30 protein-coding genes and 2 pseudogenes are annotated in these 26969 nt (G+C 66.0%); 15 read left to right on the top strand and 17 right to left on the bottom strand.

Going from position 1 to position 26969, the window contains the following annotated elements; all coding sequences use genetic code 11:
• Positions 1-88: 88 nt before the first annotated feature.
• The 4 genes from AC30QB_RS03255 (at position 89) to AC30QB_RS03240 (ending at position 3271) form a co-directional block, all read left to right on the top strand.
• A protein-coding gene (locus AC30QB_RS03255; protein WP_489544749.1) for an IS3 family transposase occupies positions 89-1221 on the top strand; the annotation gives its coding sequence in 2 pieces (ribosomal slippage) (positions 89-350 and positions 350-1221; 1134 coding nt in all).
• Positions 1222-1376: 155 nt separating this feature from the next.
• Complete coding sequence (locus AC30QB_RS03250) at positions 1377-2141, top strand: isocitrate lyase/PEP mutase family protein (protein ID WP_489544748.1); 765 nt, start codon at positions 1377-1379, stop codon at positions 2139-2141.
• 9 nt (positions 2142-2150) lie between these two features.
• A complete protein-coding gene (locus tag AC30QB_RS03245; RefSeq protein WP_489544747.1) occupies positions 2151-2618 on the top strand; it encodes an OsmC family protein in 468 nt (155 codons plus the stop codon).
• A 2-nt stretch (positions 2619-2620) separates the two neighbouring features.
• Positions 2621-3271: an FMN-binding negative transcriptional regulator gene (locus tag AC30QB_RS03240; RefSeq protein ID WP_489544746.1), complete on the top strand. Its 651-nt coding sequence runs from the start codon at positions 2621-2623 to the stop codon at positions 3269-3271.
• A 22-nt stretch (positions 3272-3293) separates the two neighbouring features.
• Here AC30QB_RS03240 and AC30QB_RS03235 read toward each other — a convergent pair.
• Positions 3294-3839, bottom strand: a pseudogene (locus AC30QB_RS03235) (phosphatase PAP2 family protein); the annotation flags it as partial.
• 165 nt (positions 3840-4004) lie between these two features.
• Between AC30QB_RS03235 and AC30QB_RS03230 the strand changes: the two are divergent.
• A complete protein-coding gene (locus AC30QB_RS03230; protein ID WP_489544745.1) occupies positions 4005-4688 on the top strand; it encodes a response regulator transcription factor in 684 nt (227 codons plus the stop codon).
• On the top strand, positions 4685-6019 hold the full coding sequence (locus AC30QB_RS03225) for a histidine kinase dimerization/phospho-acceptor domain-containing protein (protein WP_489544744.1): 1335 nt from the start codon (positions 4685-4687) through the stop codon (positions 6017-6019). Before AC30QB_RS03230 ends, AC30QB_RS03225 begins: the two co-directional genes overlap by 4 nt.
• A gap of 42 nt (positions 6020-6061) precedes the next feature.
• Here AC30QB_RS03225 and AC30QB_RS03220 read toward each other — a convergent pair whose 3' ends face one another.
• Complete coding sequence (locus tag AC30QB_RS03220) at positions 6062-6574, bottom strand: hypothetical protein (protein ID WP_489544743.1); 513 nt, start codon at positions 6572-6574, stop codon at positions 6062-6064.
• Between the two features lie 316 nt (positions 6575-6890).
• On the opposite strand from AC30QB_RS03220, the gene AC30QB_RS03215 reads away from it, so the two are divergent.
• Positions 6891-8033 carry an ABC transporter substrate-binding protein gene (locus AC30QB_RS03215; protein WP_489544742.1) on the top strand — a complete coding sequence of 381 codons (1143 nt, stop codon included), beginning with the start codon at positions 6891-6893 and terminating at the stop codon, positions 8031-8033.
• Positions 8034-8198: 165 nt separating this feature from the next.
• Here the strand turns inward: AC30QB_RS03215 and AC30QB_RS03210 are convergent, their stop codons facing one another.
• The 8 genes from AC30QB_RS03210 to AC30QB_RS03175 form a co-directional block, all read right to left on the bottom strand.
• Positions 8199-8609 carry a hypothetical protein gene (locus AC30QB_RS03210; protein WP_489544741.1) on the bottom strand — a complete coding sequence of 137 codons (411 nt, stop codon included), beginning with the start codon at positions 8607-8609 and terminating at the stop codon, positions 8199-8201.
• Positions 8606-9115, bottom strand: coding sequence for a response regulator (locus AC30QB_RS03205; RefSeq protein WP_489544740.1), 510 nt, complete (start codon positions 9113-9115; stop codon positions 8606-8608). Before AC30QB_RS03205 ends, AC30QB_RS03210 begins: the two co-directional genes overlap by 4 nt.
• Positions 9112-10287 carry a DUF5666 domain-containing protein gene (locus AC30QB_RS03200; RefSeq protein ID WP_489544739.1) on the bottom strand — a complete coding sequence of 392 codons (1176 nt, stop codon included), beginning with the start codon at positions 10285-10287 and terminating at the stop codon, positions 9112-9114. Before AC30QB_RS03200 ends, AC30QB_RS03205 begins: the two co-directional genes overlap by 4 nt.
• On the bottom strand, positions 10284-11099 hold the full coding sequence (locus AC30QB_RS03195; protein WP_489544750.1) for a DUF6502 family protein: 816 nt from the start codon (positions 11097-11099) through the stop codon (positions 10284-10286). Before AC30QB_RS03195 ends, AC30QB_RS03200 begins: the two co-directional genes overlap by 4 nt.
• A gap of 92 nt (positions 11100-11191) precedes the next feature.
• Entirely contained in the window at positions 11192-12013 is an 822-nt protein-coding gene (locus tag AC30QB_RS03190; protein WP_489544738.1) for a M90 family metallopeptidase, read from the bottom strand.
• 95 nt (positions 12014-12108) lie between these two features.
• On the bottom strand, positions 12109-12630 hold the full coding sequence (locus tag AC30QB_RS03185; RefSeq protein ID WP_489544737.1) for an RDD family protein: 522 nt from the start codon (positions 12628-12630) through the stop codon (positions 12109-12111).
• 70 nt (positions 12631-12700) lie between these two features.
• On the bottom strand, positions 12701-13186 hold the full coding sequence (locus AC30QB_RS03180) for a hypothetical protein (protein ID WP_489544736.1): 486 nt from the start codon (positions 13184-13186) through the stop codon (positions 12701-12703).
• A gap of 16 nt (positions 13187-13202) precedes the next feature.
• Entirely contained in the window at positions 13203-13637 is a 435-nt protein-coding gene (locus AC30QB_RS03175) for a DUF4864 domain-containing protein (protein WP_489544735.1), read from the bottom strand.
• A gap of 220 nt (positions 13638-13857) precedes the next feature.
• On the opposite strand from AC30QB_RS03175, the gene AC30QB_RS03170 reads away from it, so the two are divergent.
• Positions 13858-14643: an SDR family NAD(P)-dependent oxidoreductase gene (locus AC30QB_RS03170; RefSeq protein WP_489544734.1), complete on the top strand. Its 786-nt coding sequence runs from the start codon at positions 13858-13860 to the stop codon at positions 14641-14643.
• Positions 14644-14662: 19 nt separating this feature from the next.
• Here AC30QB_RS03170 and AC30QB_RS03165 read toward each other — a convergent pair whose 3' ends face one another.
• Positions 14663-15427: an SDR family NAD(P)-dependent oxidoreductase gene (locus tag AC30QB_RS03165; RefSeq protein ID WP_489544733.1), complete on the bottom strand. Its 765-nt coding sequence runs from the start codon at positions 15425-15427 to the stop codon at positions 14663-14665.
• Positions 15428-15559: 132 nt separating this feature from the next.
• Between AC30QB_RS03165 and AC30QB_RS03160 the strand changes: the two genes are divergently transcribed.
• Positions 15560-16507 carry a GAF domain-containing protein gene (locus AC30QB_RS03160; RefSeq protein ID WP_489544732.1) on the top strand — a complete coding sequence of 316 codons (948 nt, stop codon included), beginning with the start codon at positions 15560-15562 and terminating at the stop codon, positions 16505-16507.
• A gap of 29 nt (positions 16508-16536) precedes the next feature.
• Here AC30QB_RS03160 and AC30QB_RS03155 read toward each other — a convergent pair whose 3' ends face one another.
• Complete coding sequence (locus AC30QB_RS03155) at positions 16537-16836, bottom strand: hypothetical protein (protein WP_489544731.1); 300 nt, start codon at positions 16834-16836, stop codon at positions 16537-16539.
• Between the two features lie 180 nt (positions 16837-17016).
• On the opposite strand from AC30QB_RS03155, the gene AC30QB_RS03150 reads away from it, so the two are divergent.
• Positions 17017-17607 (top strand): YdeI/OmpD-associated family protein, encoded by a 591-nt coding sequence (locus tag AC30QB_RS03150; protein ID WP_489544730.1) that lies wholly within the window; start codon positions 17017-17019, stop codon positions 17605-17607.
• A gap of 81 nt (positions 17608-17688) precedes the next feature.
• Positions 17689-18975, top strand: a complete 1287-nt coding sequence (locus AC30QB_RS03145; RefSeq protein ID WP_489544729.1) for an SGNH/GDSL hydrolase family protein — start codon at positions 17689-17691, stop codon at positions 18973-18975.
• A 13-nt stretch (positions 18976-18988) separates the two neighbouring features.
• On the opposite strand, the gene AC30QB_RS03140 is transcribed toward AC30QB_RS03145, so the two are convergent.
• From AC30QB_RS03140 to AC30QB_RS03130, 3 genes and pseudogenes are all read right to left on the bottom strand, one after another.
• On the bottom strand, positions 18989-19399 hold the full coding sequence (locus AC30QB_RS03140) for a hypothetical protein (RefSeq protein ID WP_489544751.1): 411 nt from the start codon (positions 19397-19399) through the stop codon (positions 18989-18991).
• Positions 19323-19765 (bottom strand): annotated as a pseudogene (locus AC30QB_RS03135) (patatin-like phospholipase family protein). Before AC30QB_RS03135 ends, AC30QB_RS03140 begins: the two are co-directional and overlap by 77 nt.
• 8 nt (positions 19766-19773) lie before the next feature.
• The gene (locus AC30QB_RS03130; RefSeq protein ID WP_489544728.1) at positions 19774-20202 is read right to left on the bottom strand and encodes a hypothetical protein; all 429 of its coding nucleotides are present in this window, start codon (positions 20200-20202) and stop codon (positions 19774-19776) included.
• Positions 20203-20275: 73 nt separating this feature from the next.
• On the opposite strand from AC30QB_RS03130, the gene AC30QB_RS03125 reads away from it, so the two are divergent.
• From AC30QB_RS03125 to AC30QB_RS03115, 3 genes are read left to right on the top strand one after another with little or no spacing between them, the layout of a single operon-like run.
• Positions 20276-20764, top strand: coding sequence for an Lrp/AsnC ligand binding domain-containing protein (locus AC30QB_RS03125; protein ID WP_489544727.1), 489 nt, complete (start codon positions 20276-20278; stop codon positions 20762-20764).
• Between the two features lie 52 nt (positions 20765-20816).
• Entirely contained in the window at positions 20817-22238 is a 1422-nt protein-coding gene (locus AC30QB_RS03120) for a hypothetical protein (protein ID WP_489544726.1), read from the top strand.
• The gene (locus tag AC30QB_RS03115; RefSeq protein ID WP_489544725.1) at positions 22235-23206 is read left to right on the top strand and encodes an alpha/beta fold hydrolase; all 972 of its coding nucleotides are present in this window, start codon (positions 22235-22237) and stop codon (positions 23204-23206) included. The genes AC30QB_RS03120 and AC30QB_RS03115 overlap by 4 nt, the downstream gene beginning before the upstream one ends.
• Before the next feature lie 9 nt (positions 23207-23215).
• Here the strand turns inward: AC30QB_RS03115 and infA are convergent, their stop codons facing one another.
• Both infA and AC30QB_RS03105 read right to left on the bottom strand, forming a co-directional pair.
• A complete protein-coding gene (infA, locus tag AC30QB_RS03110; RefSeq protein WP_489544724.1) occupies positions 23216-23455 on the bottom strand; it encodes a translation initiation factor IF-1 in 240 nt (79 codons plus the stop codon).
• Positions 23456-23634: 179 nt separating this feature from the next.
• Positions 23635-26103, bottom strand: coding sequence for a DEAD/DEAH box helicase (locus tag AC30QB_RS03105; RefSeq protein WP_489544723.1), 2469 nt, complete (start codon positions 26101-26103; stop codon positions 23635-23637).
• 90 nt (positions 26104-26193) lie between these two features.
• Here AC30QB_RS03105 and AC30QB_RS03100 point away from each other — a divergent pair, with 90 nt between their 5' ends.
• Complete coding sequence (locus AC30QB_RS03100) at positions 26194-26964, top strand: hypothetical protein (protein WP_489544722.1); 771 nt, start codon at positions 26194-26196, stop codon at positions 26962-26964.
• Positions 26965-26969: the final 5 nt, after the last annotated feature.

Below are 26969 nucleotides of genomic sequence, written 5' to 3'. Positions count from 1 at the left end.
CAGAGGTGGCGGCGCAAAACCGGACACGACGATAAGTGGAAACTCTGCTTCATGACCACGGGCCCGAGGCCCGAGAAAGCGGCAGACCATGAGCAGAAGAGCAAGACGAAACCACTCACCGGCCTTCAAGGCCAAAGTGGCGTTAGCAGCCATCCGAGGCGAGAAGACCTTGGCCGAGTTGGCCAAGCTGCACGACGTGCACGCGAATCAGATCAACGATTGGAAGAACCAGTTGCTTGAACGAGCGGCAGGCGTATTTGGAGGCGAGGTGCCCAACTCGCCACCCGCGGTGGATCTCAAAGAGCTGCACGCCAAGATCGGCCAACTGGCGTTGGAGAATGATTTTTTGGCCGGCGCGCTCAACAAGGCCGGCTTGTTGAGCGTAAAGCGATGATCGACCGAGAGCATGCGCTGCCGATCAAGCGGCAAGCCGAGTTGCTCGACATCAGCCGAGGCAATGTGTACTACCTGGCGCGGGGTACGAGTCAGGCCGATCAGCAGCTGATGAAGCGCATTGACCCTATTCACCTGGAATACCCATTTGCCGGCAGCCGCATGCTGCGCGACCTGCTCAACCGAGAAGGCCTCGAGGTGGGCCGCAGGCACGTGGCCACGCTGATGCAACGCATGGGCATCCAGGCGCTGTACCGCAAGCCCAACACGAGCAAGAAGCAGCCAGGGCACAAGATCTATCCGTACCTGCTGCACGGGATGAAGATAGCGCGCGCCAACCACGTGTGGGCGAGCGACATCACCTACATCCCGATGGCCTGCGGCTGGGTCTACCTGTGCGCCATCGTCGACTGGGCCAGCCGCAAGGTGTTGGCACATCGGGTGTCGATCAGCATGGACACCGCGTTCTGCCTGGAGGCGCTGGAAGAGGCGTTTGCGAAGCACGGACAGCCAGAGATCTTCAACACCGACCAGGGCAGCCAGTTCACCAGCGAGGCGTTCACGCAAGTGCTCAAGGACCGCGGTATCCAGATCAGCATGGACGGCAAAGGCAGCTGGCGCGACAACGTGTTCGTTGAACGGCTGTGGCGCTCGATCAAGTACGAGGAGGTCTACCTGCACGCCTACGAGTCGGTTAGCCAAGCCAAGGCTGGCATTGCGCGGTACATCGGCTTCTACAACGAGCGCCGGCCGCATTCGTCGCTGGACAAGCAAACGCCTGACGAGTTCTACTTCGCAACCCTGCCGGCGATGGCTCAAGCCGCCTGAGGGGGCGCCTCCGGCGGCCTGGCAGGGGCCTATTTGAAATCCTCAACCCGCAGACGATCCACTTATCAATTCAGGTTTGGTGTTCAGACAAGCGGAGCCACCTCTCCCGCTTCAACGGCTTCATTCGCTACGACTTTTCACTTTAAGGAGGCTGCATGGCCCACACCTTTCTCGAGCTGCACCAGCAGCCACGCGCCTTGCTGATGGCCAATGCCTGGGACGTGGGCTCGGCCAAGCTGCTGGCAAGCCTGGGCTACCAGGCCATCGCCACGTCCAGCGGCGCCTCGGCCGCCACGCTGGGCCGCGTCGACGGCGAGCTGACCCGCGACGAAGCACTGGCGCATGCGCGCGCCGTGGTGCAGGCCGTCGACCTGCCGGTGTCGGCCGACCTGGAAAACGGCTTCGGGCCCGAGCCCAAAGCCGCCGCCGAGACAATCCGCCTGGCCGCTGAAGCGGGCCTGGCCGGCGGCTCGATCGAAGACTCGCCCGCCGCCGGCTCGCCGCCCTATGACTTCGACCATGCAGTTGAGCGCATGCATGCGGCGGTCGAAGCGGTGCGCGCGCTGAAGCGGCCTTTCGTGCTGACGGCGCGCACCGAAAACTACCTGCGCAACAAGCCCGACCTCGACGACACCATTCGCCGCCTGCAAGCCTTCGAGAAGGCCGGAGCCGACGTGCTGTTCGCCCCCGCCTTGCCCGACCTGGCGGCCGTGCGCGCGGTGTGTGCCGCCCTCACGAAGCCGGTGAGCTTCATGGTGGGCATGCCCGGCAAATCGTTCAGCGTGGCCGAGCTTGAAGCCGCAGGTGTGAAGCGCATCAGCTTCGCGACTTCGTTTTACCGCGCCGCAATGCGCGCCGCACGCGACGCCGCCAAAGAGGCCCTCGAACACGGCACCTTCGGCTACACCAACCAACGCTGAGCGAACGCCATGTCTGAGCACTCGTATGTCGCCACCACCCACTGGGCGCGCGGCAACCAGCCCTTCAGCGACAAGAAGTACAGCCGCCGCCATGAGATCCACTTCGACGGCGGGCACGTGATGCCGGCCTCGTCCTCGCCGCTGTCGGTGCGCGCGCCGTATTCCGACCCGGCAGCCGTAGACCCTGAAGAGGGCTTCATCGCCTCGATTTCGAGCTGCCACATGCTGTGGTTTCTCGACATCGCCTGCCGGGCCGGCTGGGTGGTCGACGACTATCGCGACGACGTGGTCGGCGTGATGGACCGCAACCCACAAGGCCAGATGGCCGTCACCCTGGTCACGCTGCGCCCGGCCGTGCGCTTCAGCGGCAAGCAACCCACCGAAGACGAGCTGCACCACCTGCACCACCGCGCGCACGAAGAGTGCTTCATCGCCAACTCGGTGAAGAGCGAGATACGCTGTGAGCCGGTCATCTGAGCATGTACACGCCCGCCCACTTCAACGAAGAGCGCCCCGACACGCTGCATCAGATGGTGCGCGACCACCCGCTGGGCCTGCTGATCACGCAAGGCGCGCAGGGGCTGGACGCCAACCCCATTCCCTTCCTGCTCGACGCCGAAGACGGCCGCCCCGGCGTGCTGCGCGCCCACGTGGCGCGCGCAAACCCGGTGTGGCGTGAGGCGCGCACCGACGTCGAGACGCTGGTGGTATTCCAGGGCCCGCAGGCCTACATCTCGCCAAGCTGGTACCCGAGCAAGGCTGACAACGGCAAGGCCGTGCCCACCTGGAACTACATCACCGTGCAGGCGCGCGGCCGGCTGGTGGTGCACGACGATGCCGAATGGCTGCGCACGCTGGTCACGCGCCTCACGCAGCGGCACGAGGCCACGCAGGCCCGGCCCTGGGCTGTGACCGACGCGCCAGCCGACTACATAGACGCCATGCTGCGCGGCATCGTGGGCATCGAGATCCCACTCGACTCGCTCAAGGGGAAATGGAAGATGAGCCAGAACCACCCCGCCGCCAACCGGCGAGGCGTCTCGCAAGGCCTGCGAGGCCGGGGCGAAGCACAGTCTGAGGCGGTGGCAACGTGGGTGGACCTTGGTGGGGAGCCACCGGCGACGGGTTAAGGCGCGGCCTCACGACGGCCGCCACGCTGAGCGCAAAAGTCCAGCACAGCCAGGCGGTCCAGAAGGTATGGCTCATGAAGTGCGCACCGCGTGCCTGCTGCGCCATGCCCAAGGTGAAACCGGCCAGCAACGCCACCGCCAGCCACAGGCGTGCCAGTTTCGGTGCGCGCCCCCGCCACACGAAATACCCGCCTATGAAGGCGAAGCCTGAAGACGCATGCCCGCCCGGGAAGCAGCGGCCGCTGCCACCGTCATGCTGCCATGACCAGTGCGACAGATGGCGTGCCACGCCACCGAAGGCCGACAGGTCCCAGGGGCAACTGGTGGGGCTGAACGACTTCAACAACGACACCAGCAGCACGCTCAGCAGCGTGGTCGCAATGAGCTGAACACGCTCGCGCGATTCGAGCCTGCGCAGCGGGCCGACCGGCCACCACACGGCCAGCGTGAGGGCCACCGCGACACCCCATGACACCAGGCGGCCGCCGTCGTGCAGCACGTTGGTGAGCAACCAGTGCTCGGTCAGCGGAAAACCCTGGGGGCCACCGAACCACTGCGCCAATCGCATGTCCAGAGGGCTTGCGTCCCAGGCCAACAGCGCGAACAGCAGGCCGAGGGTGATGAAGGCGTGGCGGCGCAACAGGTGGGCAGACATCTGAACCGTCACTGTCGATAACACGGCTTAAGGGACGCTTAAGGGCGAGGCGACAGGCGCCACCGCACAATGCGCCGCATGCGCGTTCTGGTGGTCGAAGACGATGAAGGCATCGCCGCGGGCCTGCAAGGCCATCTGCGGCAGCAGGGATGCGCCGTCGATGTGGCGGGCAGCGTGGCCATGGCCTGGGCGGCGCTGCGTGCCGAAGCCTTCGACATGGTGCTGCTCGACCTGGGCTTGCCCGATGGCGACGGGCAGGACGTGCTGACCCGCCTGCGCGCCGCCGCAACGGGCAGCCTGCCGGATGCACAGACACCGGTGCTGGTGATGACCGCGCGCGATGAAGTGGCCTCACGCATCGCTGCGCTGGACCGCGGCGCCGACGACTACCTCACCAAACCTTTCGACCCGGGCGAGCTGGCGGCCCGCATGCGTGCTGTGCGCCGCCGCGCGGCTGGGCGAGCTCAGGCCTTGCTGCACTGCGGCGAGGTCGAGGTCGACCCGGCGGCGCGAACGGTGCAGCGCGCGGGCCAGCTGGTGGAGCTGTCAGCGCGCGAGTTCAGCGTGCTGCTGGCGCTGCTGGAGGTACGCCCCCGCGTGCTGTCTCGCCCACAGATCGAGGCGCAGCTCTACGACTGGGGCAGCGCCATTGACAGCAACGCGGTCGAGGTGCACGTACATCACTTGCGCAAAAAGCTGGGCGAAGGCGTGATTCGCACGCTGCGCGGCGTGGGCTATTTCGTGCCGGTGGAAGGCCCATGAGGCAGAAGTCGCTGATGCGCCATCTGCTCGCCTGGGTGCTGGGTGCCCTGGCGCTGGTGTGGGCGAGCTTCATCGTGATGGGCTACACGACTGGCGTGCACGAAGCCGACGAGCTGACCGACGGCCACCTGGCGAGCGTGGCCCAGTTGCTGCTGCGCCAGCACGATGGCCGCTTCGATGCAGGCGACCGCAGTGGCATTGCCGCGCCACAAGATACCGGCCACGACCTGAAGAGCCACGACTACCAGCAGTCGATGAGCGTCGTGGTGTGGGACGCCCAGGGCCGCGTGATCACGCAAACGGGCGAGGCGCCGACACCGGTGTTCAACGCCAACGAAGGTTTTGCCAACCTCTTGCTGGGCACCCCCCCCACGCTGTGGCGCGCCTTCTCGCGCTGGGACCCAAGCGACCACAGCCGCAAGGTGATGGTGATGCTGAGCGTGCATGAGCGCGATGACCTGGCCGAAGACATTGCCGAGCAGGTGGCCGAGCCCGGCTTCTGGCTGCTCCCCGTGGTAGCCCTGGCGCTGGGCTGGGCGATACGCCGCGGGCTGAGCCCCTTGCTCAAGCTGTCGCACGACGTGAGTGCGCTCGATGTGCACGAGGCCGCACCGCTGCACACGCAGCCCCACCAAGAGTTCAAGGCCGTGGTCGACTCCATCAACACCCTGGTCGAGCGCCAGCGCAATGCGCTGGGGCGCGAGCGCGAGCTGAGCAGCGAGCTGGCCCACGAGCTGCGCACTCCGCTGGCCTCGCTGGTGCTGCACGCCGGCCTGCTGCGCCAGGCTGGCAACGAGGCCGAGCGCCAACAGGCGCTGGCCAGCATCGAGCACGATGCGCAACGCGCCAACCATGTGCTCTCGCAACTGCTCTCGCTGGCACGCGCCAGCCGCGCCGAGATGGCCGAAGCCGCGCAGCCACTTGATCTGGCCGAGCTGGCACGCCGCGTGGTGAGCGAGTACGCGCAGGCCGCGCTCAACACACAGCACGAACTCGCACTGGTGGCCACCGGCCCCTTCGAGATCAAGGGCCACCCGGTGCTGCTGGAGATCGCCTTGCGCAACCTGATCGACAACGCGCTCGACCACACGCCGCGCGGCAGCTTGATCGAAGTGCAACTCGACACCGCAGCTCGCTGTTTGCAGGTGTGTGACAACGGTGCACTCTCGTCGGCATCGCATGAAGCGGCGACAGCCGCCTCGCGAGGCCTGGGCCTCGGCCTCGGCCACCGCGTGGTCGACAAGATCGCCGCGATTCACGGCGCGCGTTTCGCGCTAGAGGCGCCACCGGCAGGCTTCAGCGCCTGCTACCGCATCAGCTTCTCTGTTTGAGCGCTAGACGCGCCAGAAGGCGTGACCCCGAAACGCCGCGCCTCAGAGTGCGGCTGCAACGCTGCCGGCCACGTCCAGCGGCGCGCGCTTTTGCATACGCTGCGCCAACGCCGGCTCGATCTTGTTGGAATAGAGGGTCAGGCGCGCCGTGGCGCCACTGGCCACCAGGTCGGCGCGCGTGCCAGACGTCTTGCTGCCCCACGAAGCAGCTTGGCCGCGGCGGCCATCGGGGCGACCATAGGTGTGCTCAAACTCGGCCGCGAGCACCTTGGCTTCGACGGCGGCTTCCAGGGCCACCATGAACAAGCGATCTTGATGAAAGCAGTAGCGCACGCCTTTCAGCGCGCTGTCACCGAAGATCAGGTTCTCGCGCTCGCGCTGGTAGCAAGCGACGTCGCCATCGGTGTAAGCCACCTTGGCGTCACCCAGCGCTTCGACACCTTCACCCCACGACACACCGCGAAAGCCGCGCAACTCGAAGGCATGCACGCCCACGGCGGCCAGGCTCAGGCAGACCAGGGCGGCCCATTTGGCGGTGCGTTGAAGTGACTTCATGGGGCGCTTTCCTGTGGTGGCTGCGGGGTGAGGAAAGTGTGTTCGCTGCGGCCCGAATGTGTCAATTCGTTACCGCCCCTGGAACCACACCTGCGCTGCGCACAAATCCGCGCTTTGCTTAAAGCGCGATGTGACAAGACGCGTCACCGCGACATATGCACGACTGCAACAAGATCGCACGAAAGTATCAATCTGTACCAATGCCTCAAGCGCTACGGCCCACAGCCGAAGACGTGCTCATGGTGCAAGCTCGAACAACGCGCACGTTGCGCGCATCGGGCAGCCCGGTCGTCCCCGTCATCAGCAGGAGAGTCACATGAAGCGCAGAAACTTGGTGTTCGCAGGCCCCGCAGCATTGGCGGCCGGCATGGTCGGTGGGGCGTCGTTCAGCGCAACACCGCAGGGCAACGTGATCAAGTTCGGCCAATCGGCTTCATTGACCGGTAGCCAGGCCAGCTACGGGCGCGACATACGCGACGGCATCATGGCTGCGTTTGCCGCCGCCTCGGCAGTGCCGGGCAGCCCGCGCTTTGAACTGGTAACGCTGGACGACGGCGGCGTGAAAGACCGCTGCATACAGAACGTGACGGCGCTGATGGAAGGCGGCGTGTCGGCAATCGTGGGCCTGACGAACGGCATCGCGGCCGAGGCCTGCGTGGCGCTCGCCAACAACAACCAGACCGCGCTCTTGGGCACGGCCAGCGGCAACATGGGCCTGCGCAACATGGCCGCAAGCGGCGGGGTCTTTCATGTGCGCGCCGGCTATGACCTCGAATACAAGCGCATGGCCAGCTACATCAAAGACTTCGGCATGCGCCGCATCGGCTACGTCTCGCTGAAAGACACCTCGCCTGCCAACCTGGCGGCCATGACGCAAGCGCTGAACAACGTGTCCATCGTGCCCACGGAATCCATTGCGATAGACCGCGCGGCCGCATCGTTCGACGACGTCTGCGCCAAGCTGCTCGACGCCAAGCTCGACTGCGTGCTGCTGTCTGCCAACGCAGGGCCCGTCGCCACCATCATCGACAAGATGACGGCGGGGCGCTACTCAGGCCTCTTCTACGCCTCGTCGTACGCCGGCCAGGGCTTGATGGACACCCTCATTTCCCGCAAGCAGAGCTGCATCATGAGCATGGTGGTGCCGCGACCGAACACGGGTTCCGCCAACGTGGTCTCGCGCGCCCGCCAGGATTTCACGGCCATGGGCCCCGACGCCAAGCTCGGCATCACGACGCTGGAAGGCTACATCGCCGGCCGCACCGCCGTGGAGGCCGCGCGCGCTGCGCTGAAGGTGAGCGGCGGCGAGCGCATCAGCCGCGCGCGCCTGAAGGAGTCTCTGGCCGGGCTGCGCACCGACCTCGGCGGCTACAGAGTCGAGTTTGCGCCCGGGGTAACGCAGGGCTCGCAGTACGTCGACCTGATCGCCATCGACCGTTGGGGTCGCCTCGTGGGCTGATGGGCGACGAATCTCGGCCTTTCCACGGGCCACGTTCGCCCTGAGCAACCGAAGGGTGCGTGGGTGCACTGCGCTGCCCTTCGCTACCTCAAGGCGAACGGAAATTGGCTGAGGTAGCGCTCGAATCAAGAGGCAGACTGATGTCGCCCCGCCGCGGTGCGGCCATCAGTCCTTGCCGTGCTTGCCGTGCTTTTCCTTTTTGTCGTGCTTGTCGCCATGACCGTGCTCATGCTCATGTTCATGCTCATGTTCATAGCGCTCGCGCACCCAGCTCTCTTTCACGAAGTAGACCGGCTGCCCGCAGGCGTTGTATTGGGCGCAGTGCTTTCCCCATTTTTTCTGGTGGCCAGGCGGCACGTACAGGTAGAGGGGCTGCTGCACCACTGCTACGGGCTGCGGCGCATAGATGATGGGGCGGGCGTAAATAACCTGCGGCGGCGGCATGTTGCCGATGTCGATGCGCCCGTAGACCCCCGGCTGGTTGATGCCCACCGATACGCCTACGTTGGTCTGGGCTGAAGCGGTGGCGGCTGTCAACGCCGCCGCCAAAGTGATGAGAGCGTAAAAAGTCTTCATGAGGGGGCTCCAAGAGTTTGGAAGGGGTTGGCATAGGCAGCGGCGCGGCCAGGGCAGAGGCGCGCCACCACATCGGCCAGGGCACCGGCCGAGAAGGGTTTGAAGATGGCTTCGTCCATGCCGGCTTCCGTGTAGCGACGGCATTCGCTGACCATGGCGCTCGCAGTCACAGCCACGATGGGCGTGCGCGGGCGGCCGGTTTCTCGCTCCCAGCGCCGGATGATTCGTGTGGCTTCCAACCCATCGACCACCGGCATCAGGTAGTCCATCAGCACCAAGGCGTAAGGCGTGGCCTTCACGGCTGCGATCGCCTGAGCGCCGTCGGTCACCAAGGTGTGGACGACGCCCAAGTGCTCGAGCATCAGCGTGATCAGCAGGGCTTGCACCGGGTCGTCTTCGACCACCAGCACGCGCTCACGGCGATCGCGGGCCATGAAGGTCGGGGCGTCGTGCCGCTCGCGCCACAGCGGTGCGGGCGTTGCCGGCTGGAATTGAGGTGCTTTCATCGCTCGAACTTGATCTTGTCTGCGTACAGATTGATGCCGCCCGGTGAGGGCGCGCCCTTCACTTCCACCTGGGCGCCCACGACGAGGCCGGCCACCGTACCCGCTGAAAAGTGCGTGCCTGCGTCGTAGGCGACGGTCGCGCCACGGATCACGAAGGTCTGCGCCGCAACGTTCACCGATTCGATGGCGCCATGAAGCTCGAACTCCTGGTCACCTCCACCGGCTTTCTTGAAGTCGACCGCACTTGCCACCAGCACGCCGTTGCGCATTTGACCCTCCACTTCCACCCGCACGCCGTTGGCAAGCTGGGCCGGCGCACCATGGCGAAAGCTCACGCCCGGCCCACTGGCGTCCACCGCCACACCCGCCACCTGGAAGCTCGCACTGCTGACGAAAGCGCTGACGATGCCTTCGAGCTCAGCCTCGGTGGCATCAGGGAAGTTGCGTTGAGACGTGTGCACCGAGCTGGCCACCCAACGCCCTGCGACCGGCGTTGTTTGCAGGCTCACGCGCACCGACAAGCCGTTGGCCAACTGCGGCAGCGACGAAGGCGCAATCGCGCTGTAGTCGATCACGGCCGCGCCGATGGCAAAGCTCGTGGCCGAGAGGCTGGCAATGCGCCCCCGTAGCTTGTAGATGCTCAGCGAGGTCTTGCGCTCGATGCGCGTGGCCATGTACACGGCGCTTGTGGGGTCGTAGAAGGCAAACACTTCGACCAGATCACCCGCCATCACACCCGCCAGGCCCGTGGCATAGCCACTCAGCAACGTGTCCACGTCAATTTGCACCACCTGGCCCAGCACCCGAAGACGTGCGTTGGCAAAGTCCACCGACTCGACGGGGCCGGCGATCTCGTTGCCAAACTGGATGCTGCGCGCCACGCCGTTTCCGCTGTTGCCCTGCAGCGTGCCGTCGACGTCCACGATCATGCCGAGCTTGAGGTCGGTGCGCGGATGCACGACACCCTCGTCGTCAACGACATTGGCGTGTGCATCATCGAAGCGGACGCCGTTCACGATCACGGAACCGAAGCCCGAGATGCGACCTGCAGAGCTGGTCTGAACGGTCTGGCCCGTGCCGCCGCTGTCGACGCCGCCACAGGCGTTCAGCAGCAGGGCGATGCAGGCCAGCGTGGCCAGCGCGAACCACGGGAGGCGGAGGCTGTATTTCATGATGTGCTCCTCATCGGTTCTGAGTACGCATACAAGCCGATTCGCAGCCGCTGGTCTTGCACCCGCTGCTCGGCCTGGTCTTCGTCGATCAGCTTTTGCACCACAGGCGCCAGGGCGCTCAGCAGTTGCTGCCATTGCGCACGCACAAGCGGCTGCAGCTGCTTCAAGGACTCCGCCGAAAGCTCGTCGGCAAACAGGGCTTGCTCCAGGTGACGCGGTGCCTCGGCGAGCACATTGGCCACGGCGGCTCGAAGGTGGTCACCCACGTTGCTCGCCAAAAAGCCGAGCATGCGCGACCCATCACCCGATGGGGCAAAGCGTTCTCGCAGCAGCTCGACGCGGTCAGTCGTTTCGTCCACACCCACCAGCCCCAAGCGGCACAGCTCTTCGAGCAGGCTGCGCGGATGCACATCTTTCGTCACCGACTGCGCCAACGCTTCAAAGCTGGGGGCGGCCCCTTGCCGAGGCAGCGTGCGCAAGGGCGCTCCGCCGCTCGCCCAGGCGGGGTCGCTCAGCCAGCGAGTGAACAGCTGCGTGGCAGGTGAGCGCCTGCTCGCGATGGCCGGCTCTCGCTGCTGGATGAGGCGGCTCACTTCTCGCCGGTTCAAGCCCGTGGCGGCGCTCACACGGCTGACCGCCCGGGTGGGCGCCGCCTCAGGGTGAGCCGCTTGAGCCGCATCGACAAAGGCACTGCGCAGACTTTCATCAACGTCGGCGTAGTGAAGGCCGCGCGCTATCGCCAGTTCAGCCAGCGGCCTCATCAAGGCGCGGCAGGCTTGAAGCTCAGCAGGTGCTGCGGGAGCGGGAGGCAAGGTGGTAGCAGTCAAGGCCAGGTGACAACGGTGAAGTCAGGCCTCGATAATACCTCAAATGTGCTTTTTGCACATTTCTTTTGCCAAAGCCGCTACCAGCTCAGCGGGCTCAGCCGATAGAAGCCCGCGAGCTCCCGGTACAGCGCAGGGTGCTGTGTCGCGAGCTGCTGCGGCTGCTCGAAGAACACTTCTGATGCCACCGCAAAAAACTCGGCGGGGTTGGTGGCGCCGTAGTGGTTGAGCAGCGTGGGTTCGTGGCCCTCGGCCCGTGCCTGCAACTGCGCAAACTCGGCCGCCATCACCGTTGACCAGCGCGCGTAGTGCTTGCGGCCAGAGAGTGGCGGTGCGCCGTTGGCATGGCCGTTTTCCTGATCGAGCTGGTGCGCAAACTCGTGAATCACCACGTTTTGCCCATCATCGATCACGGCCGCGCCTTCGAGCGTGTCTTGCCACGACAGAATCACCTGCCCCTGCGACCACGACTCTCCTGACAGCGCGCGCCGCTGGTCTTGCAGCACACCGGCACCGTCGGTGTGCACGCGGTCGACCAGAAACGCGCCGGGGTAGACCAGGATCTGGCGCAGCTGCGGGTAGTAAGACGCACGCCGCTTGTTGAGCAGCAGCAGGCAGGCTTGCGCGGCAATGGTGATGCGCATCTCGTCGGTCACATCGAGCCCCGCGCACCCGATGAACGGCTTCTCGGCCACGAACACCTGGATGTGCTTCTTCAGCTGCAGCTGCAAGTCGGCCGGCAGGCCGCGCACATAAGGCACGCGGCGGCGAAGAATGTCACGCCATGCAGCAGGGAAAGGCCGGCGGCGTATGCGCTGGCGGCGCAACTCGGTTGCCAGCGGCTGGCCGGCAAGCCAGCCCACCAGCAGCAGCATCACGCCGATCACGATGAACAGGGGCACGGTGCGGCCTTGCGCAAAGGGGGTCGAAAGACACAGCTGGGTGCGAAGCGGCGGGTTTCAAGCTCCGAGAAAACGAGCCGAGGAGGCGCTCTGGCTCAGCGCTTCTCGAACACAACCGGCCGCGTGCCGGCGCTCTTGCTGCGCACCACGACTGTCCCTGCGAGCTTGTCGTGCCAGCCTTGCTTGCGCGGATCGAACCCCACCCAGATGAGGCCCAGCCCCAAGGGCAGCGTCGAGACAAAGTAGCCGAGGTAGCGCACGAGCGACTGGCCGACGCTGAGTTTGCCGCCGGTCTTCGCGTCAACGATGCGAGCCGACACGGCCATCTTGCCGGGGGTGCCCTGCTTGCTGCTCAGCCAGAAGGCGATCACCCCCGCTGCGGGCAGCAGCCACGAGATGGCGAAATCGGCCGGGCCTGCGAAAAAGCCGCTTCGGGCCTGGCTGAAATAGGTCCAGCCATAAAGCGCGCCCAAGATCGGCCAGGTGACGACGAGGATGACCACGGTGTCGATCAAGGACGCGCCCACGCGTATCCAGAAGCCGGCGTACTCGACGTCACCTTCGGCGGCGATGTTTTCAACCGCGGCGCTGGGCGGGGTGTAGGGGTTGGTGCTCATCAGGCATTGTGACAAGCCGCCTCGGGCTCCGTGTGACAAGCCTCGTGGGGTTCGCACGCCCTGACATGGTTCAAGCCAGCGCTCTGGCTTTATGTGAGGGAACCACCACGTTGCGCTCGACCCAGCTTCTGAACTTGGCCGACTCGACGCTGGTGGTCTTGCCCAGGTAGACCCACAAGGCTTCGCCCTTGATGCGCAGCGCCCGCTCAGACCCTAGCGTTTTCACGTCAGCGCCCAGCGTTCGGCGTAGCACCTCGTCTCTCGGAAAGTGCGGCACAACCTTTCGCACATCAGCCAAGCGCAACCATCGGTATTTGTCTTGATCCTCGGCAACGCTGATGGGCTGGCCTCTGTACTGAAATTGGCAACCCTCGACGTCTCGATAAGCCAGCGCTCGAAGCCACGCGCCCACGCTGATGAAGCCTTCCACGATGGGTTTTGCGAACGCCATCGCGTACAGCACAGAGCAGTACACCAAGCCCTCAGGGCCCATGACAGACCACGCCAAGTAGGTCACCACGCCACACGCCATGAGCCGGATGGCGATGGATGTCATGACGAATGAATCGGTTTCAGACGACTTGCCCTTCGCCCTTGTGCACCACGCAGCCGCTGATGCGCCAACTTTTGTCGAGCTGCCGCTCCAGCGCATAGAGCGCCAGCCACACGTGGCCATCGCCATCGGTCATCTGCACCGCCTGGAAAACCTGGCCATCGATGCTGCCGGTGCTGAGGAAATTGACCGAGGTGGGCCGGTACACCACCGGGTAATTGGCTCGCACCATTTCCATGAAGCGTTCGGGTGTGCCCGACGCAATGCGAATGCCCGGTGCCGCGTAAGAGAAGGCCTTGGTCGCGTCGTCTGACGCAAAGGCGGCGATCTGCGCCTCGATCAGCGTCTTGATTTTTCTGGCATCGGCTGGGGCCACTTCAGACGACAGCGCGGCGCCGCACACGAGGCTCAGCACCAGACCCAGAAGCCACAGCTTGCGTACGAGATAGTGCATGCCCCACTCCCCATCCTGACGGTGATAAAGCGCATCGTGAAGGAATCAGCGCTGGCTTGCAATCGAGCCAGCGCCTTGTCCCTGCGCGCGACGCAAGGCCTGTCAGATCATTCGCGTTTTCACGACCAAGCAGGTTGTGCCCCTCGGGATGACACCGGGGCGGGTGCCGCTCCAAGCGGCCTATGCTCTCGGTTTTGGAAACATCGGTACGGAGCAAACCATGAAACGTCTAGAAGGCAAATCGGCCGTCGTCACCGGCGCTGCCAGCGGCATCGGCCGCGCCACCAGCATCTTGTTCGCCGAGCATGGCGCCAGTGTGATCGCAGTCGACCGCGCACCCGAAGTCGAGGCCACGGCCGAGGCCGTTCGCCAGGCCGGTGGCAAATGTGTGGCCCTGGTACGCGACACCTCGCTAGAGGCCGACGTGGCCGACTACATCGAAACAGCGGTACGCACCCACGGCAAACTCGACATCGTCTACGCCAACGCAGGCGTGAGTGGCGGCATGCGCGCCTTCGACGAGTGGACGGTGGAGGACTGGACGCGCATTCTCAGCATCAACCTCATCGGCACCTTTCTCGCCATCAAGTACGCGGCGCGCGTGATGGTGCCCGCCGGCCGCGGCTCGATCATCTGTACGGCCTCGGTGGCCGGCTTGCGCTCGGGCGCGGGCGGCCCGCCTTACAGCGCCAGCAAGGCTGGTGTGGTGAGCCTGGTGCAGACCAGCGCCAACCAGTTCGGCGGCACCGGCATACGCATCAACGCCATCTGCCCGGGGCTGATCGAGACCGGCATGACACAGCCCATCTTCGACCGTGCGCGCGAGCGGGGCACCGAAGCGAAGATCGGGCAGCTGAACCCGCTGCGGCGTGGTGGCTTACCGCATGAGATTGCGCATGCGGCCCTGTTCCTCGCATCTGACGACGCGTCGTATGTGAACGGGCAGGCGCTGCCGGTGGATGGTGGCTTGTCTTCGTCGTTGCCAGTCGTGCCACCGAAGGTGTGAGGGCCCGCGCCCACCTCGCCTAAACCTTCGAGATCCGCAAACCCGCATCCACCAGCATCACCTCACCGGTCGTCTTCGCTGCACTCGCGCCCAGGTACCAAGCCGTCTCGGCCACGTCCTCGGGCGTGATCACCGCTTCGAGCGCCGCACGGCCCTTGTACCAATCCACGCCGCGCTGGTAACCCTCGGCGCCCAGTCCCTCTTGCAGCCAGGGCGTCTCTACCAGCCCCGGCGCTATCGCATTCACGCGCACGTTCGGTGCCAGCGCGCGCGCAAGGCCCACCGTCATCGCATTGAGTGCGCCTTTCGAGGCCATGTACGCGAGAGAAGACCCGCGCCCCATGATCGACGCGACCGACGACACGTTGACCACGCCCGAGCCCACGTTCAGCTTCAGCAAGGGAGCCAAGGCGCGTGTCATCTGGTATGCCCCGATCACGTTCACGCTGTAGATCTTGTGGAAGTCTTCGGCCTCCAGCCCGTCGAGGTTTTTCAGATCGACGAACTTGGTGGTGCCGGCGTTGTTGACCAACGCGTCGGCGCGGCCGAAGCGCTTTTCCACTTCGCTCGCCAAGCGGCGGCAGTCGGCGTCTTGCGACACATCGGCCTTGACCAGCAACACCTCTGCACCGAGCGCCTCGCACTGCGCTGCCACCGCCTCAGCCGGGGCCGGGTCGCGCGAGTAGTTGACGACGACGTTCCAGCCGTTGCGCGCGTACAAACGGGCCGTGGCCGCCCCTATGCCTGACGACGACCCCGTGATCACGCACACCTTCTTGCTCATGACAGCTCTCCTTGCTCGCCGATGTCGCCCTGATGTCGCTGCTGCGCATTACCGCCCGAGGATGTTAGCGCCGCCATGTCGGCTGGCTCGAAACCTGCTGTGCCAGACCATCCTCTAGCTGCAGGTGGAGACATGAACACACTCATCAAAGCCGTGGAAGTCTGGCTGCCCACGCCTGATCGCAGCCTGCTGGAATTCGGTGGCGGCTTGTTTGGCCGTGCGACCGGTTTTGGTGCGAGCAGCCGTGCCATGTGCTTCGGCCGCGGAGAGGGCCTGCCCGGGCGCGCGTGGTTCGACGGGCGGCCTATCGTGCTCAAGCAGTTTGAAGGCTCCTACTTCCGTCGCACCGATGCGGCGCGCGAAGCGGGCTACACCTGCGCCATCGCGGTACCGGTGTTCGTGGCCGAGCAGATGACGGCGGTGGTGGTGTTCTTCTGTGGCGGCTCGCCTGCAGGGGAGAGCACGCACGACGGCGCGGTGGAGCTTTGGCGCAACAACGCGCGCGTCACCTCCGACATGACCCTGGTCGACGGCTACTTCGGGCCCGAAGCGGCCGAGGCCTTCGAGCCTCTCACGCGCGACACCTACCTGCCGCGCGGCAGCGGCCTGCCGGGCATGGCCTGGCAACGCGGTGCCTCGGTGCTGATCGACGACCTGGGGCAAGCTGCCAAGTTCATGCGCGCCGAAAGCGCGGCCGAAGTCGGCATCAACCGCGGCCTGGCCTTCCCTTGCAGCACGGCCACGAACGACGCGTATGTGCTGGCTCTGCTCTCGACCACGCAAACCCCCATCGCCAAGCGCATCGAGTGCTGGGCGCCCGACGACTCGCGCCAGTGCTTGCAGCGGGTGTTCGGTTTCTGCGAAACCGTAGGCGGCCTGCGCGCCTCAGAGGGAGGCACGGTGCTGGCCGGCGCCATCGGCAAAGCCTTCGCGAGCGGCGTGCCGGTGGTAAACGAAGCAGCCGGAACTGAGCCCGGCAGCGTAGGCGATGCAGCCCGTGCGGCAGGGCTGCAGTCGATGCTGGCGCTGCCGGTGGTGAACGAGGGCGCGGTGAGCGAAGTGCTGGCGCTGTACTTCTGAGCGGGCGCGTGGTGGCCCACAGGGCCGTGTCAGCCCAGCAACTCGGGGGCTCTCAAAGAGAGCAGCAAACCCAGCCCGATCAACCCGACCAGCACGTGGGCCTGGCGTGAGAGCGCAGCCCCTGCCGGGCCGCGCTGCTGCGCGGCGAGCGTGAACATCACGAAAGAAGCCGAGGCCGACGCGGCAAACAAGGTCGCCACGAAAAAACCGTAGGCGCTGCTCTCACCGCGCTGCGCCATCACCGCCACCGCCTGGCCCAGCATCAGGCCGAGGCCCACTGCCAGCGGGTGACGCGTACGGAAAAGAAGAGGAGTCGATCGGGTGCTCATGGGGTGCCATCGTGGCATGCATGCGCGCAGCAGGGTCATCACAAAACGTGTCATTTGGCATGCCTTTTCAAGCTATCGCTCAGGCCATCGCCAGAGGCATTCTTCGGGCCGTTGTCAGCTCATCAGCAGAGGCCCAAGGTGCGGGCGACGACGTCCACCGCGTCGCCGCTACATTCGGTCATGGCCTCCACCAAGCTCGCCGACACGCCCCTTCTGCTGTTCAAGACACCCACGGCCTGGGCCACCTGGCTGGCCAAGCACCACGACAAGTCGACCGGGCTGTGGCTGCGTCTGGCGAAGAAAGACTCAGGCTGCAAATCGATCACCTACCCCGAAGCCCTGGAAGTGGCGCTGTGCCATGGCTGGATCGACGGCCAGAAGAAAGGTGAAGACGAGCAGTACTGGCAGCAGCGCTTCACGCGGCGTGGCGCGCGCAGCATCTGGTCGAAGATCAACCGCGACAAGGCCCTGGCCCTCATCGAGCAAGGGCTGATGAAGCCTGCAGGGCAGCGCGAAGTCGATCGCGCCCAAGCCGATGGCCGATGGGACGCCGCTTACGAGGGCCAAGCCAAGGCCACCGTGCCGCCCGACCTGCAAGCCGCGCTCGACGCCAACAAGACGGCCTTGGCCTTCTTCGCCACGCTGGACAGCGTGAACCGCTACGCCATCCTCTTTCGCACGCACAACGCCAAGAAGGCCGAGACGCGGGCCAAGCGCATTGCGCAGTACGTGGACATGCTGGCTCGACACGAGAAGATCCACGGCGACTGAGGTCAGGGGTCGACACCGATGTCGGTGGGTGAGTGCGGCGACGAGACTGCCGGACCGACATCCACAACAAACGAAGACGACATGCATCCCTCTGCGCCCTTCTCAGACCACGCCCCTGCGCGCCGCCGCTTCATGCACCACGGCCTTCTGTCGCTCGCGCTCGCGGCCAGCTTCAGCCTGCCGGGCTGCGCCACCGCCCCGACGGCACACAGCGGCGATGCCGGTTGGGTGGGCACCTGGGGTGCGAGCCCCGCGCTTGCCGAGCCCGCCGCCAACTTCAACAACCAGACGCTGCGCCTGATCACGCACGTGACGCTGGGCGGCGAACAGGTGCGCATTCGCGTGTCCAACACCTTTGGCACGCAGCCGATCGAAATCGGCACGGCCCAAGTGGGCGTGCGAGCAAAAGACGCCGCCGTGGCGCCCGGAATGCACCGCAAGCTCAGCTTCAGCGGCGCGCCAGGCATCGTCGTGCCGCCGGGTGCGGTGGTGGTCAGCGACCCGGTGGGCTTGAGTGTGGCCAACGGCGCCGATCTGGCCATCAGCCTGTACCTGCCCAAGGCCACAGGGCCTGCGACCTCGCACACGCTGGCATCGCAGACCTCGTACGTTTCGGGTGTGGGCGATTCGTCGGCCAACGACGACGGCGCGCCCTTCAGCACCAAGGTGCAGGTCTGGCCTTTCCTCAGCGGCGTAGAAGTGATGGCTAGCAACGGCGCGCGCAGCATCGTCACCTTTGGCGACTCGATCACCGACGGCTTCAAGTCGACGGCCGAGACCAACGGCCGATGGCCCGACACTCTTGCACGCCGCCTGCAAGCCGCAGGCAAGAAGATCGCGGTGGTCAACCAGGGCATCAGCGGCAACCGCCTGTGGTGGGACGCACCCGAAGCCATCAAGCGCTTCGGCCCCAACGGCATGGCCCGCTTCGATCGCGACGTATTGAGCGTCACCGGCGTGTCACACGTGGTGCTGCTGCTCAGCATCAACGACATCGGCATCCCCGGCTCGCGCAAGGAGCCCACGCAAGAGGTCTCGGCGCAGCAAATCATCGCCGGCATGCGCCAGCTGATCGCTCGCGCCCACGCACGCGGTGTGAAGCTCGTCGCCGGCACGCTCACGCCTTTCGACACCTACACCGGCGTGGGCTACTTCACGGCCGAGAACGAAGTGAAGCGCCAGGCCGTCAATGCCTGGATCCGCAACGGCAAAGAGTTCGACGGCGTGATCGACTTCGACGCCGCCACGCGCGACCCGGCCAACCCGAACAAGTTCCTGCCGGCCTACGACAGCGGCGACCATCTGCACCCCAACGATGCGGGCTACAAGGCCATGGGCGAGGCAGTCAACCTGTCCTTGTTCGAGTGACCCCAATGAGGGCTCACGGCTGGCCGAGGTAAAGGTAGGCGGCGCGGCGGCCGCTGTCGGCAAAGCCGGCGGCGACGTACAGCGGCCCGATGGGCGTGTCGAGCGCGAAGTAGAGCGAGCCCCCATGTCGCCGCGAGCGCTGCGCGGGTGTCAGGAAAGCCACGTTGGTCATGCGTGCCGTCTCGATCGACGCGCCGGCATACATGCCGTCCAGAAAGCCGGGCCCCGACAAGCGGTAGTTGTAGACCAGGCGGGCGAAGCGGTAGTCGTTGGCGATCAGCTGGCCTGTCTTGTAGCCCGACAGCTGCAAGAAGCCGCCCAGCTGGAAGATCTCGTGGCCGGGCAACTCACCGTCCTTCAGGTTCTGGCCCGACTTGAACGCCGCGCGAAACGTGTGCCGGCCCAAGCTGGTGGCCCCCAGCACTGAGGCCTCGGCCTTGGTTTAGGTGTCGTCTGCGCCCAGGCTGGGGTGAGAGAAGTACAGCCGTACATCGCCGGCAAAACCCGAACGCGGAAAGCGCAAGTTGTTTCAGCGGCAGCCCGCTCGCGTAGGCCGAGCCCACGATGGAGCCGGCGCTGGTGCCCACGATCATGTCGACCGGCACGCGCAGCTCTTCAAGCACCTTGAGCACCCGATGTGCGCACCGCCGCGCGCACCACCGCCCGACAGCACCACACCGATGCGTGGGCGGGCCGCGGCGCTGTCAGGTGCAGGGCTGGTTTGCGCCGCGGCAGCAAAGGCGCACAGCCACGCCGCACTGCATGCGGCGCGGCGCACCCAAACCGGCATGCGTGGCCTCAGCGGGAAGCGGCAGACGCGGGCGGTGCGGCCGGCGCCACCGGCACGCTCACCCCGGGCATCAGCGAGATCTCTTCCTGCACGCGCACGCCGGTCACGTAGGCCCGGGTATCGCCGAAGCAGCTGGTGGGCAGGCCCACCTTCTCGTCGTAACTGAGCGAGACGCGCTTGCCCATCACCGCGGTGATCTTTTGGGCGACGGCGTCGTCCCATACGGTGAATAAAAACTTCTCGGGCGATGCACCGGGCATGGAGACCAACGACAGCTCGCCCTCCCATGTCTTGCAGAGCCAGCCCTTGTGCGACAGCTTCTGCACCCAGCCGGCACGCTCTCCACTGGAGTAGCTCCACCTCGACACCATGAGAACGTAAGCCGCGCCTAGCAGCACGACGATGAACAGCGCCATCAGCACACGGGTCAAACGCATCGGATCCTCCAACCTTCTCTGGGTCAACGACGGTTTATAACCGAGGATCAGTGCACGCCCTGGAGCGAACGTCATGAAAGCCGACCCCTGCGCCGCGAGCCCCGACGGGCTGGACAAGATCGACGCCAAGATTCTTCGCCTGCTGCAGGCCGACGGCCGCATGTCCAACCTCAAGCTGGCCGAGAGCATCCACCTCTCGCCCACCGCCGTGCTCGAACGCGTGAAGCGGCTCACGCGCGACGGCTTCATCCTCGGCTACGAGGCCAAGCTCAACCCCAACAAACTGGGCGCCGGCCTGATGGTGTTCATCCAGGTGGTGCTCGACCGCACCACGCCCGATGTGTTCAATGCCTTCAAGGCCGCAGTGCAGGTGCGACCCGAGATCATGGAGTGCCATATGGTGGCGGGCGGCTTCGACTACCTCATCAAGACGCGCGTGGCCGACATGGCGGCCTACCGCGAGCTGGTGGGCGCGGTGATCTGGACCCTGCCCGGCGTGCGCGAGACGCACACCTATGCGGTAATGGAAGAAGTGAAGAACACGACGGCCCTGCCGCTGTGAAGCCCCACTATTCCGACCAAGGAACAACCCAAGAAACAACCCAAGGAACGCGATGCCGCTTTTCGAGACGGACTACCTCATGGTGGGCGCTGGCGCCACCGGCATGGCTTTCGCCGACACCCTGCTCGACGAGTCTGATGCCACGATGCTCATCGTCGATCGCCAGCACGCACCCGGAGGGCACTGGCTCAATGCCTACTCCTTTGTGCGGCTGCATCAGCCTTCGTCGTTCTACGGGGTCAATTCACGCCCGCTGGGCAAAGACCTCAAGGAAGGCCCGGGCCTGAACGAAGGCCTTTATGAGCGCGCCAGTGGCGCCGAGCTGGTTCACTACTACGAGCAGGTCATGGGCCGGCTGTTGGCCTCGGGGCGGGTGCGCTTCCTGGCCATGCACGAGTACGTGGCCGAGCGTGATGGCGTGCATGTGGTGAAGTCTGTGGTGGCGGGCGAAGAGCACACGGTGCGCGTGAAGAAGAAGCTCGTCGAAACCACTTACTTCAAGACCGAAGTGCCCGCCACGCACCCACCCAAGTACGCCGTGGCCGCTGGCGTGACCTGCGTGCCCCTCAACGCCCTCACACGCATGGCCAGGCCACACTCAGGCTACGTGGTGGTGGGCGCGGGAAAGACCGGCGTCGATGCATGCCTGTGGTTGCTGGAACACGGTGCCGACCCCGACTCGATCACCTGGATCATGCCGCGCGACCAATGGTTCACCAACCGGGCCACGGTGCAAACAGCCGACGACTTCTTCGTGCCCACCTTCACTGCGTTTGCCCAGCACATGGAAGCCATCGCCGGGGCTTCCGATGAGCCAAGCCTGTTTGCCAGGCTGGAGGCCGATGGCGTCTTGATGCGCATGGACCCCCACGTCACCCCCACGATGTACCACGCCGCCGTGATGTCCGAAGGCGAGCGAGCGGCTCTGCGGCGCATTCGCCATGTGGTGCGCCTGGGGCGGGTGCTGCGCGTCGAGGCCGAGCAGATCGTGCTGCAGCACGGCAGCATTCCGAACGATGCCAACCGCCTGATCGTGGACTGCTCGGCGAGCGCACTCAACCCGGTGCCGCCGTCACCCATCTTCGGCCCGCATCGCATACGCACGCAGGCAGTACGCTGGCCCGCACCCACCTTGAGCGCAGCCCTGATCGCCTACCTCGAGGCCCACATCGAGTCCGACGACGAGAAGAACCACCTGGCCCCGCCCTTGACCTTGCCGGACCGCGCCATCGACTGGCTGCACACCATGATTCACAACATGACCGCACAACAGCGCTGGAACCAGAAGAAGGAAGTGCGCGACTGGATCACGCGCTCGCGGCTCGATGGCTACGGTGCCATGGCCATGACCGTGGCCCCTTCGGACACCGAGCGCTTGGCCCTGCGGCAGCGCTACAAAGAGGCCGCCGGTGCAGCCCTGGCCCAGTTGCCCACCCTGCTCAAGAACCTGAAAGCCGAGGAGCGCCCCGCATGAACGAACTCAGCCTCGACACCTTGCAGGTCGGCAACATCCGCATGCGCGTGGCCAGCCAGGGCAGCGGGCCGCTGGTGCTGCTGTGCCACGGCTTCCCTGAATCGTGGGTGTCGTGGCGACAGCAGATGGCCGCGCTGGCCGCTGCCGGCTACCGCGCCGTGGCGCCCGACATGCGCGGCTATGGCGGCACCGACGCACCGGAGAGCCCTGACGACTACACCATGCTGCACCACGTGGGCGACATGGTCGAGCTGGTGCGGCTGTTCACCAAAGACCAGGCCTCGCAGCAGGCCGTGATCGTCGGGCACGACTGGGGGGCGCCGGTGGCCTGGCACGCCGCACTGCTGCGGCCCGACGTTTTCCGCGCCGTGGCCGGCATGAGCGTGCCCTACACGCCGCCCTCACGCACCGACCTGCTCACCGCGCTTGAGAAGCAAGGCGTCCACACCTTTTACATGCAGTACTTTCAGACGCCGGGCGTGGCCGAGGCGGCGCTCGAAGCCGACGCCGCCGCATCGATCCGGCGCATCTACTTCAGCATGTCGGGCGATGGCCCGGGTCACATGGTGGCGGGGATATTGAAGCCCGGCGAGGGCTTTCTCGACAACACGGTCGACCCCCAAGTCTTGCCCGGGTGGATGAGCCACGACGACATCGCCTACGTGGCCGCAGAGTTCAAGCGCACGGGCTTCCGCGGGGGCCTGAACTGGTACCGCAGCATTCGGCGCACGTCAGACGTGCTGGCACCGTGGCAAGGCTGCGTGATCACGCAACCCTCACTCTTCATCACCGGGGACCGCGACGACGTGCTGCGCTTCCCCGGCATGGCCGAGCGTGTGAAAGCCTTGGAAAAGGTATTGCCCGGCCTGCGAGGCAAGCATGTGCTCGCAGGCGCCGGGCACTGGATACAGCGCGAGCGCGCTGTAGAGGTCAACCAGCTGCTGCTGGGTTTCTTGAAGGGCTTGTGAGCGGAAGGCTCAGAAGCCGCCAGGGCGACGCTCGAGGTGGCGGAACATGATGCGGCCCTTGCTCAGGTCATAGGGCGACAGCTCCAGCGACACCTTGTCGCCCGCGAGGATGCGGATGTGGTGCTTTTTCATCTTGCCCGAGGTGTAGGCCACGAGCTGGTGACCGTTTTCCAGCGTGACGCGAAAGCGCGAGTCGGGCAGCACTTCAGTCACAGCACCTTGCATTTCGATCAGTTCTTCTTTGGCCATGGTCGTCTCCGATAGGTTGGCATTGCGACGAACGCAAGGCCAAGGCACGGGGGCCTTGTCAGAGACGGTTCGAAGAAGGTTTTCAGGCTTTTGGGCAGTTGACAGACGTCACTGCAGTCGGCTCAGGGGAAGGCGCATTGTAACGCCGGGGCCTGGTCTGTGCACCTCGGCGTGCTCTCTCAGCCCAGGGGCGCCAGCAAGGCCCGCAAGTCGTCGTCACTGAACTTTGCAGCAGCCGAGTCGTCGTGCCCCAGCACCCCCTCTGCCAGTGCCAATTTACGAGCTTGCAATGTGAGCATGCGCTCCTCGATGCTGCCTTCCACCACGAGCTTGTAGACGAACACCGGCAGCATCTGCCCGATGCGGTGGGCACGTGCCGTGGCCTGCTCTTGCACCGCCGGGTTCCACCACGGGTCAAGGTGGATCACGGTGTCGGCCGCGGTGAGGTTCAAGCCCAGCCCACCGGCCTTCAGGCTGACCAGCAGGATCGGCACCTCCTGGGCCTGAAAGCGTTGCACCACCGCGCCGCGCTGGCTCACCGGCGTGCGACCGGTGAGCGCGAGCCAGGGCAAGGCCAAGGCATCAAGCTCGGCCTCCACCAGGCCCAGCATCTCGGTGAACTGCGAAAACACCAGCACGCGACGCCCTTCGCCCACCAGCGCCGGCAGCATGTGGCGCAGCAGCTCGAGCTTGGCGCGCTCCATGGTCTTGGGCATCTTGGCGCCCTTCAGCAGGTAGGGGTCGCAGCAGACCTGGCGCAGCTTGAGCAAGGCATCAAGGATGCTGATCTGCGCACCCGCAAAACCACGCCGCTTCAGCAGACGGCGCACGATCTCGTCAGACGCCACGCGCACGCTTTCATACAGCTCGCGTTGCCGGCCTTGCAGCGCCACGCGCTTGATCACCTCGGTGCGCGGCGGCAGCTCGGTCGCCACATCTTGCTTGCGCCGCCGCAAGATGAAGGGCCGCACGCGTTGCGCCAGCAGCTGCGCGCGCAGCGTTTCGCCGTTCACCTCGATGGGCTTGCGCCATTGCCGATCGAAGCTGCGCGCGTCACCCAGAAAGCCCGGCATCAAAAAGTCGAACTGCGCCCACAGCTCGCCCAGGTGGTTCTCAAGCGGAGTGCCGGTGAGGCACAGGCGGTGGCGTGCATCGAGGCGGCGCACGGCATTCGCGCTGCGGCCGGCGGCGTTCTTCACTGTCTGCGCCTCGTCGAGGATCAACTGGTGAAACGGCTGCGCGGCCAGCGCCTCGATGTCGCGCCACAACAGCGGGTAAGTGGTGATCACCACATCATGCTCGGCCATGCGGGCGAACTGCTGCGCCCGGTCAGGGCCCTGCAGCGTGAGCAAGCGCAAGGCGGGAGCCATGCGCCGCGCTTCGGCCTGCCAGTTGAAGAGCAGCGAGGTGGGCAGCACCACCAGCGCGGGCAGGTCGAGGCGGCCCGCCTGTTGCTCGATCAGCAAGTGCGCCAAGGCCTGTGCCGTCTTGCCCAGGCCCATGTCATCGGCCAAGATGCCCGCGAGGCGCTGCTCGCGCAGGTATTGCAACCAGGCCACGCCTTGCAGCTGATACGGGCGCAAGCGCACCCCCAGGCCTTCGGGTGCAACCACCGACGGTGGTGTGCCGGCGCCGCGCAGACGCTGCGCCAGCGAACGCAGGCCCGCTTCGCCTTCGAGTTGCCACGCGCCGTGCAGCCCGGCGCGCTGCGCTTGCGTGTTGAGCAAGCCGATACGCAGGGCATCGAGCCGCTGCGCTTCCCATGGCGAGAGCGCGATAGCGCCGGCCTTGCGGCGCGGGTCGGTGAGCAGATCGATCATCGCGCCGACGATGGCCTTGATCGGCGCCGCCAGCGCGTCGATGCGCCGCCCGCCCGGCGCATGCAGGCGGATCAGCGCGAGGTCGTCGATGGCGGCGACCCCGCGCGCGTCTAGCCAGCGGCTGTCGCGCTTGAGCAGGTCGGCCAGCAGCGGCACCAGGTCCCAGGTTTCGCCGGCCACCTCAATGCCGAGCGACAGCATCCACGAGCCTTCTCGCTCAGGCAGACGCAGCGCAGACACCTCGGGGGCACGCCGCATCGGCGCGGCCACTTCCTTGCCCAGCACCTCGCCGTTGACCGGGTCGATGACCAGTCGCCAGGCGTCCACCAACAGCGTCTCGTGTGCAAAGCCGGGGCGCACCACGACAGCCCAACCCTGGGCCTGCCACTCGGGCACGCGCTCGGCCCAGAAGTCGCCGAAGAACCCTTCTTGCTCCAGCGTCCAGAGCGGGCCAGGCAGCGCCGCGTGCGCGCGCCACTGCAAGGCGTCGTCGGGCACCGGGTGCAGGCCGGCGGCCCACACCGCGTCGAGTGCATCGGCCTCGGCGCGTCGGTCGCGCCGCAGCGAACGCTCGCGGCCTTGGCTGTCTTCCACCCGATGCAGCACCGGCGCGCGGCTGTTGAGCACCGAGATGGGCGCCGCAACCGCGCTGTGTGTGCCGTCGCCATGGTCGTAAACCCAGTCGATCTGCGCGACGGTCACGTTCGGCCCGCGTGGGCCGAAGGGGCCTGCCGGTTTCAGACCCAGCAAGCCGTCACCGCGGCTCAGGGTCTGCAGCGTGAGGCGAGGGCGAAAGTGCGAAAGGGAGGATGTCTCCTGCAAGCTCATCGCGGCGATTGTGCGTCGGGCTAGACTGGCTACCGTGTCAACCAAGACTGAGCTGCGCGAAGGTTCGGGTGCAGCCCCCGAGAGCTGACCTTGCTCGCACTCAAGCTCTTGCTGGTCCCCGCCTTCCTGCTGCTGGTGTCGCTGGCCGGCAAACGCTGGGGCGCCACGGTGGCGGGTTGGCTGGCCGGCCTACCGGTGGTGGCCGGGCCCATCCTTTTCTTCCTGGCGATGGAGCACGGCACTGCCTTCGCTTCCCATGCGGCCGTGCTGTCGTTGTCGGCGGTGCTGGCCTCGGTGGCGTTCAGCCTGGCCTATACCCACGCGGCGCAGCGCCTGCGGTGGCCAGCCTCGCTCGGGCTGGGGCTGAGCGCATGGGGCACCGCCGCCCTGGGCCTGTCAACGCTGCCGCTGCACGCCACGCTCTCGTTGGTCGTGTCGCTGTTCACCCTGCTGCTGGCGCCGCTTCTGTTCCCTGCGGTGAACGCGCCCGTCAGCGCGCGCCCGGTCACGCGCCACGAGCTGGGCTGGCGCATGCTCGCCGGTGCGGTGCTCACTCTGGCCGTGACGGCCTCGGCGAACCAGGTCGGCGCGGCGTGGAGCGGGTTGCTCGCAGTGTTTCCGATCCTGGGAATCGTGCTCGCGGTGTTCTCGCACTGCAGCCAGGGGGCGGCCTTTGCGGCGGCCCTGCTGCGCGCCATGGCCATCGGCCTCTACTCGTTCGTGGCCTTCTGCTTCGTGCTGTCGGCCACGCTGCCCGCCATGGGCGTGGCGCTCGCATTCACCCTGGCCGCGGCCGCGTCGCTGCTGGCCCAGGCGGTCACTTTGCGGCACATGGCCGCCGCGCGCCGAGAGCCGGCCTGAGCCCC

The organism is Rhizobacter sp., from assembly GCF_046595475.1.
Lineage (GTDB): Bacteria > Pseudomonadota > Gammaproteobacteria > Burkholderiales > Burkholderiaceae_C > Rhizobacter.
Note: the sequence above shows the minus strand (reverse complement) of the source record. Positions and strands in the feature narration are given on the sequence as shown.